At 64.0% G+C, this 6,933-nt stretch carries 6 protein-coding genes; 3 read left to right on the top strand and 3 right to left on the bottom strand.

Annotation, left to right across the window (positions count from 1 at the left end; translation table 11 throughout):
- The first annotated feature begins 36 nt into the window (after window positions 1–36).
- The gene (locus V7N12_RS06815; RefSeq protein WP_333713598.1) at window positions 37–1,695 is read left to right on the top strand and encodes a hypothetical protein; all 1,659 of its coding nucleotides are present in this window, start codon (window positions 37–39) and stop codon (window positions 1,693–1,695) included.
- A gap of 45 nt (window positions 1,696–1,740) precedes the next feature.
- Here V7N12_RS06815 and V7N12_RS06810 read toward each other — a convergent pair whose 3' ends face one another.
- The 3 genes from V7N12_RS06810 to V7N12_RS06800 are packed head-to-tail and all read right to left on the bottom strand — an operon-like array spanning window position 1,741 to window position 4,904.
- On the bottom strand, window positions 1,741–2,193 hold the full coding sequence (locus V7N12_RS06810) for a CoxG family protein (RefSeq protein ID WP_333713596.1): 453 nt from the start codon (window positions 2,191–2,193) through the stop codon (window positions 1,741–1,743).
- Window positions 2,194–2,240: 47 nt separating this feature from the next.
- Window positions 2,241–3,641, bottom strand: coding sequence for a helix-turn-helix domain-containing protein (locus V7N12_RS06805; protein ID WP_333713595.1), 1,401 nt, complete (start codon window positions 3,639–3,641; stop codon window positions 2,241–2,243).
- Window positions 3,642–3,692: 51 nt separating this feature from the next.
- Window positions 3,693–4,904 (bottom strand): multidrug effflux MFS transporter, encoded by a 1,212-nt coding sequence (locus V7N12_RS06800; protein ID WP_333713593.1) that lies wholly within the window; start codon window positions 4,902–4,904, stop codon window positions 3,693–3,695.
- Between the two features lie 184 nt (window positions 4,905–5,088).
- On the opposite strand from V7N12_RS06800, the gene V7N12_RS06795 reads away from it, so the two are divergent.
- Both V7N12_RS06795 and V7N12_RS06790 read left to right on the top strand, forming a co-directional pair.
- Window positions 5,089–6,618: an acyl-CoA carboxylase subunit beta gene (locus V7N12_RS06795; RefSeq protein ID WP_333713592.1), complete on the top strand. Its 1,530-nt coding sequence runs from the start codon at window positions 5,089–5,091 to the stop codon at window positions 6,616–6,618.
- Window positions 6,619–6,645: 27 nt separating this feature from the next.
- A partial coding sequence (locus tag V7N12_RS06790) for a hypothetical protein (protein ID WP_443089942.1) occupies window positions 6,646–6,933 on the top strand: 288 nt, incomplete at its 3' end.

Genomic DNA, 6,933 nt, shown 5'->3' with positions numbered 1-6,933 from the left:
ACGGCAAACCGGTCACGGGGGGCGGGGACTGACAGTATGAAGATCGAAGTCCGCATCGCCCCTGTCGACGACGGGGCCGAGATCCTGCGACACGCCATCATCGGCAATCGCGGTCGATTGCGCCGGCAGGGCCTGCGCTATGTCAATGACCTGTTGCCGATGTGGCAGGCGCTGCATGACAAGGTCATGGCCGCTGATGGACCGCCGCGTGACGATCTGATCCGGCAAGCCCGCCGGATCAATGCAGAGGTCCGGGACAAGTGCCGCGACCTTGGCACCCGCACTGCCGTGTTCTTCGTGGATCTGCCCGCCATCGCCAAGGCCACCGTGCTTGACGACCGCAGGCTCTGGCAGGACCGGATCGCCTGTCTGCTTGATGGGTTGACCGGCCCCGACTGCACGCTGCATCTGTCGCAGAATGATCCCGTCGCACAGGCGGCCCTTGCCGCCCATGCGGCGGGCGAGCCGCCGGATGCGCCCCTCGAACCCCGTGTCGCAGCCTTTCAGACGGCGCGGACCAGTCTTGATCTTCTCAACGCGGCGCTGGTCGTGGTGCTTGCGGATACCCATGTCGTCGCCCGACCCGGGGCATCGGGCATGCCGAACCCGCGTGACCTGACGGCCACGTTCTTCAGCGATATCGGGGTTTTGCCACAGACCCAGAAACTGGGGTTCGGAACCCCGCTGTCTCCCGAGGCCACCGACGCTGTGGCCCGGCGCATCGCGGCCTACCGGTCGGACAGGGCGACAGGGACGCCGCCTGCGTTGACGCCACCGGTCTCGCGCGACAGGGCGGCGCAGCTTCCGCTGACGATCTTCTTCATGGTCGAGCCCGGACCGCTCGAGGCGCAGGCGCATCTGCTTGTGGCCTCGCTGATGGTGAACTGCCGTGATCATTTTCGCATGGTCGGCTTTTGCCGCCATGACCGGATCGGCGCCCTGCACCCGCAGACGCGCAGCTTTCTGGAAAGCTGCGGCGTGGTGCTGCGCCCGATCGAGAACAGCTTCGCCGACGGCTATCCTGCGGGCAACAAACTGATCGCGGCGTCACAGGTGCAGGCCGAGGGCTGGGCGCTGTTCCTCGACACCGACATGTGCCTGATGCGCGACAGCAGTTTCATGAGCCTCGCGGTGGGCGACAGGACGGCGGTCTGTCTCGACACGCTGCCCGGCTGGGCGCGGAGCGAGGATGACTACAAGGCCGTCGCCGAGGCGCTGGGTTTCGCGGGCTTTCCCCCCGAGGTGCGGCATTGGTCGGGGCAGGTCGCGCATCCGTCCTATAATGCGGGGCTGATCCTCTTTGCGCCGGCAGACCGCAAGGCCAGGGATTTCGGCCAGCGCTGGTATGCTAACGCCTTGGTCCTTGACCGCGATGACCGGATCGCAAACACGCGACCGTGGCTCGACACCATCGCGCTTGCGGGCACCATCGCGCAAGAGCGTTACCACAGACCCCTGCCGCTGGAATGGAACTGCACGACACGGCTTGCCGACGACGCGACCCGAGTCCTGCATTACCACGGGCTGCGGCAAATTCGCGGGAACAATCTGACGGGGCAAGTCAGCGGGATCCTTGCGGCCTCGCCCAGCCCCTACAACACCTTCGGCGATTTCATGCACGCCCATAAGGTCGGGATGGGCCTGCCCGGGGATCTGGAACGCCGCGCGATGCGGCATGGGATTCAGACGATCTGAAAAGGCCGTCCGGTCTTGGCCGGTCCCGGCGGCGTTCTGCGCGGGTCAGGTGGTCTCGTCGCCTTCGACGACTGACTGGAAGCGGTCGAAGAATTGATCCGCCATCTTGCGGGCAAAGCCACCGATCACGCGGCTGCCCAGTTGGGCTAGCTTGCCGCCGATCTTGGCTTCGACCTCGTAGGTCAGTTCGGTGCCGCCCTCGACCGGTGTCAGCACCACATCCGCACCGCCCTTGGCAAAGCCCGCGACACCGCCCTTGCCTTCGCCAGTGATGGTATAGCTTTGGCCCGGGACGACGTTCGACAACTGGACCTCGCCCTTGAAGGTGGCCTTCACCGGTCCGACCTTCTGGGTGACCACGGCTGCGAAACCCTCTTCCGGCGAACCGGTCAGCTCTTCACAGCCCGGGATGCAGGTCTTGAGTGTTTCTGCGTTGTTCAGATGGGCCCAGACGGTGTCCACATCTGCCGCGATGGTGCGTGCGCCACTTAGTTCCATAGGGTTCCCTCCTGCTGCCTTTGCCTTTTGGACCGCGTCCGGCGGGTCTAGTCAAGCTGATACGGCAGCATCCCGCGCCGGTCGGGATCGACACGCAACTGGCGTTCCAGCGGCGGGACCGAGCGTTGGTGGCAGGTCTTCCGCTCGCAGATGCGGCAGGAAATGCCGATCGGGGCATAGGCCTCGGCGGCTGTCACGTCCATATGGTCGGCATAGACCAGGGCGCCCGCGTGCTTCATCTCGCATCCCAGCCCGATGGCATAGCGGCGGGTCGGGGTATGATAGGCACCGCCGGATTTGCTGACGTCGCGGGCCAGACAGAAATAGCGCGCGCCGTCCGGTGTCTCGGCCAGTTGGCGCAGGAATTGCCCCGGCAGTTCAAAGGCCTGATGCACGTTCCAAAGCGGGCAGGCCCCGCCATAGCGGGCGAATTGCAGCGTCGTGGCGGAATGGCGCTTGGTGATCGTGCCGGCCTGATCGACGCGGACAAAGAAGAAGGGGATCCCCTTCTCGCCGGGGCGCTGCATGGTGGACAGCCTGTGCGCCACCTGTTCCAGCGAGGCCCCGAAGCGGCGGGCGAGAACCTCCAGATCGTGGCGGCAGTCCGTTGCTGCGGACAGAAAGGCGCGGTAGGGCATCAGGGCGGCCCCGGCAAAGTAATTGGCCAGACCGACCTTGGCGATGGCGCGCGCCTCGGAGGACTGAAAGCGCGCAAGGTCCAGCGTTGCTTCAAGAAGCTGGTTCTGCACGATCAGCGCCAGTTGCAGCAGTAGCTGGAACGTTTGCGTCGCCCCCGCCGCATCCTGCGAGATGGTAAGAACCTTGGCCGCGCTGTCGAAGTGGCGGACATCGCTACAGGCACCGAAGATCACCTTGACGCCTTCCGAGGCCAGCGTCTGCACCGCGTGATCCGCAATCGTCGTGCCGGGCGGGCAGCGGGTGGCAAAGCGCTCGGCGCTGCGGTCCACCGCGTCGATGTAGTTGTCGCAGTAATGAAAGAAATCGCGGACCTCTTCCCAGGGGCTCGGTTGCAGGCGCGCATCCTCGCGGCCCAGGGCCTCGTCCAGCGAGGCAAGCCGTTCGTGGGTCTGCCGGTAGGCCGCGTGCAGGTCCAGAAAGGCGCGCGCAAGGGCAGGGGCATTCGCCGCTGCCAGCCGCATGTCGGCAAGGGCCGGGGCGGGGCCGGTGAAGACCGGATCGGCGAAAGCCTCGCGCATGTCGCTGACCAGACGCGCCTCGTCGCCGGGTTGCAGCTCGGTCACGTCAAAGCCGAACTCCTGCGCCAGGGACAGCACCACCGCCGTGGACACGGGGCGGTTGTTGTTTTCCATCTGGTTGAGATAGGGCAAAGAGACGCCCAGCTTGTCGGCAAAGGCCTTTTGCGTCAGCGACAGCCGCCCGCGCAATTCCCGCAGCTTTGCCCCGACATAGAGTTTCTGGACCGCCATGCAGCACCTTTGCAATTTTGCAAGGCGACATTAGCAACAGCAAACCTTGCGTCAAGCGATCTGGCGTTCCCGCCAGATGACGAAGAGCACCGACAGAAGCGACAGCACCGAAGTGGCGAACATGATCAGTTGCAAGGGCAGGGTGCCAGAGTCCACCGTCAGGATGCTGCCTGCGAATTGCGACAGGGCCGCGCCGCCGCCGATCATGATCGCCCCGCCAAGCCCGCTGGCCGTGCCCGCCAGATGCGGACGGACCGAGATCGACCCGGCCATGACATTGGGCAGAACGATCCCGTTGCCAAGCCCCAGGAACACGCAGAACCCGAAGAACGCCAGCGGATGGATGACGCCCGACAGCGTCAGCAGCAAGGACGCGCCCATGCCGACCATCAGGACAAGGCTGCCAAGGATCGCCATGCGGTTCACCCCGTAGCGGACCGAGAACCGCCCCGAGATGAAATTGCCCGCCGCATAGCCGATCGCGGGGGCGCCAAGGGCGATGCCGCTCCAGATCGGGCTGAGGCCGAAGATCGTGTCGGCGATGAAGGATGTGCCGCCCAGCAGCGCAAAGAACCCTCCCGAGGCGAAGGCCGAACACAGCACATAGCCCCAGAAGCGCGGCGATTTCAGAAGCTCGGGATAGGTGCGGAACTGCTCGCGGAAACCGGTGCCCTTGCCTTGCACCGTTTCCCCCAGATCGGCGAAGACCAGCAGGAAGGTCGCGATGCCGGCCACGGCCAGAAAGGCGAACGTCGCCTGCCAGCCGAACCATTGTTCCAGCCCGCCGCCGATCATCGGGCCGACCATCGGCACAATCGCCATGCCCATCGTCACATAGCCGATCATCGAGGCGGCCTCGTCCTGCGGGACGATATCGCGGACAATCGCCCGCCCCAGCGCCATCGAGGTGGCGACAGCCGATTGCAGGATGCGGAAGAACAGGAAGACCTCGATTGTCGTGGCCATCATCGCGCCGAAGGTCGCCACCACGAATATCCCCAGCGACCCCAGCACGATCATCCTGCGCCCGTAACGGTCCGAGATCGGGCCGATGAAGACCTGCATCACCGCGGTGGCGGCCAGATAGCCCGACAGCGCAACCTGCATGATCGCATAGTCGGTCTGGAAATAGTCGGTCATCGCCGCCAGCGAGGGCAGGAAGATCGACATGCTCAGCGCCGATATGCCGGTGATCAGCACGAGCGTCAGAATATGCGGCGGGGTTGTGCGGTCCAGAAAGCGGACGATCGGTCTTGTCGTCATGGATCTGACCTATGCCTCTTCGCGGGGGCTGTCCATTGTGTTTGGCTGCACAGTCAAGCCGCAGTTTGCAAATTTGCAAATTTGTGGAAACGCAAAGTCATGGATTTGCAAATATTCCTGATTTGCCTTCTTTCGCCTGCCCCACCACGCTATGCAGAAACGACGAGGACGAGGGGGGACTTTCATGGACGTCTTGCAGGAACTTGAAGCCCGGCGCGACGCGGCCCGCATGGGCGGCGGCGAGGCGCGGATCGCGGCCCAGCACGACAAGGGCAAGCTGACCGCCCGCGAACGGATCGAGCTTTTGCTCGATGACGGCAGTTTCGAGGAATTCGACATGTTCGTCGCCCACCGCTGCACCGATTTCGGGATGGAAAAGCACCGCCCCTACGGCGATGGCGTCGTCACCGGCTGGGGCACGATCAACGGCCGTCTGGTCTATGTCTTCAGCCAGGACTTCACCGTCATGGGCGGCTCGGTGTCGGAAACCCACGGCCAGAAGATCTGCAAGATCATGGATATGGCCGTCCAGAACGGCGCGCCGATCATCGGGATCAACGATTCCGGCGGTGCGCGGATTCAGGAGGGTGTCGCCAGCCTTGCCGCCTACGGCGAGGTCTTCCAGCGCAACATCACCGCATCGGGCGTCGTCCCGCAGATCAGCCTGATCATGGGGCCTTGCGCGGGCGGTGCGGTCTATTCGCCCGCGATGACCGATTTCATCTTCATGGTCAAAGACAGTTCCTACATGTTCGTCACCGGCCCTGACGTGGTGAAAACCGTCACGAACGAACATGTGACCGCCGAGGAACTGGGGGGTGCCGCGACCCACACCCGCAAATCATCCGTCGCCGATGCCGCTTTCGAAAACGATGTCGAGGCCTTGGCCGAAGTCCGTCGCCTGATCGACTTTCTGCCGCTCAACAACCAGCAGAAACCCCCCGTGCGGCCCTTCTTCGACGATGTGAACCGGATCGACGAAAGCCTCGATACGCTGGTCCCCGACAATCCCAACACGCCCTACGACATGAAAGAGCTGATCGCCAAGATCGCGGACGAGGGCGACTTTTACGAGATACAGGAAGACTTTGCCAAGAACATCCTGACCGGCTTCATCCGGCTGGAAGGGTCGACCGTCGGTGTCGTCGCCAACCAGCCGATGGTGCTGGCGGGGTGTCTCGATATCGACAGCTCGCGCAAGGCTGCCCGTTTCGTGCGGTTCTGCGATGCTTTCGATATCCCGATCCTCTCGCTGGTCGATGTGCCCGGTTTCCTGCCCGGCACAAGTCAGGAATACGGCGGGGTGATCAAGCACGGGGCGAAGCTGCTCTTCGCCTATGGCGAGGCGACGGTGCCCAAGGTCACGGTGATCACCCGCAAGGCCTATGGCGGGGCCTATGTCGTGATGGCCTCGAAACACCTTCAGGGGGATTTCAACTATGCCTGGCCCACATCGGAAATCGCGGTGATGGGGGCCAAGGGTGCCACCGAGATCATCCACCGCGCCGATCTGGGGGATGCCGAAAAGATCGCCAAGCACACCAGGGATTACGAGGACCGCTTCGCCAATCCTTTCGTTGCCGCCGAAAAAGGTGTCATCGACGAGGTGATCATGCCGCATTCCACCCGCAAGCGCGTCTGCCGTGCCTTCGCGTCACTGCGCACCAAGAAGGTGCATGTGCCGTGGAAGAAGCACGACAATATCCCGCTGTAAGGATCGCGCATGGCCAACCTGCCCTACATGGAAAAGCACCGCGGCTTTCCGGGCCGTCTGCCGGGGACGGATTTCCAGTTCGTCGTCCGCCGCGCCAACAAGGATGGCGCGACCAAGCTGACCGAACGCATCCGCTATCCCGACCGCAGACCGGCGGACCGGCGGGCCGATGCGGGGTTCATGCTTGCCCTGTGGCAGCATTTCGGGGACGAACCCTTCGTGCGCGGCAATCTTGATGCGGGACGGCTGAGCTGGCTGTTCGGCCGCGAGGTGATCCCGGCCGAAGACCCATTCGATCCCGCAAGCTACGAGGCC

The sequence above is a fragment of the Yoonia sp. genome (assembly GCF_036770585.1).
Lineage (GTDB): Bacteria > Pseudomonadota > Alphaproteobacteria > Rhodobacterales > Rhodobacteraceae > Yoonia.
The sequence above is the reverse complement of the archived record's forward strand: the minus strand, read 5'-3'. Positions and strand labels throughout refer to the sequence as shown.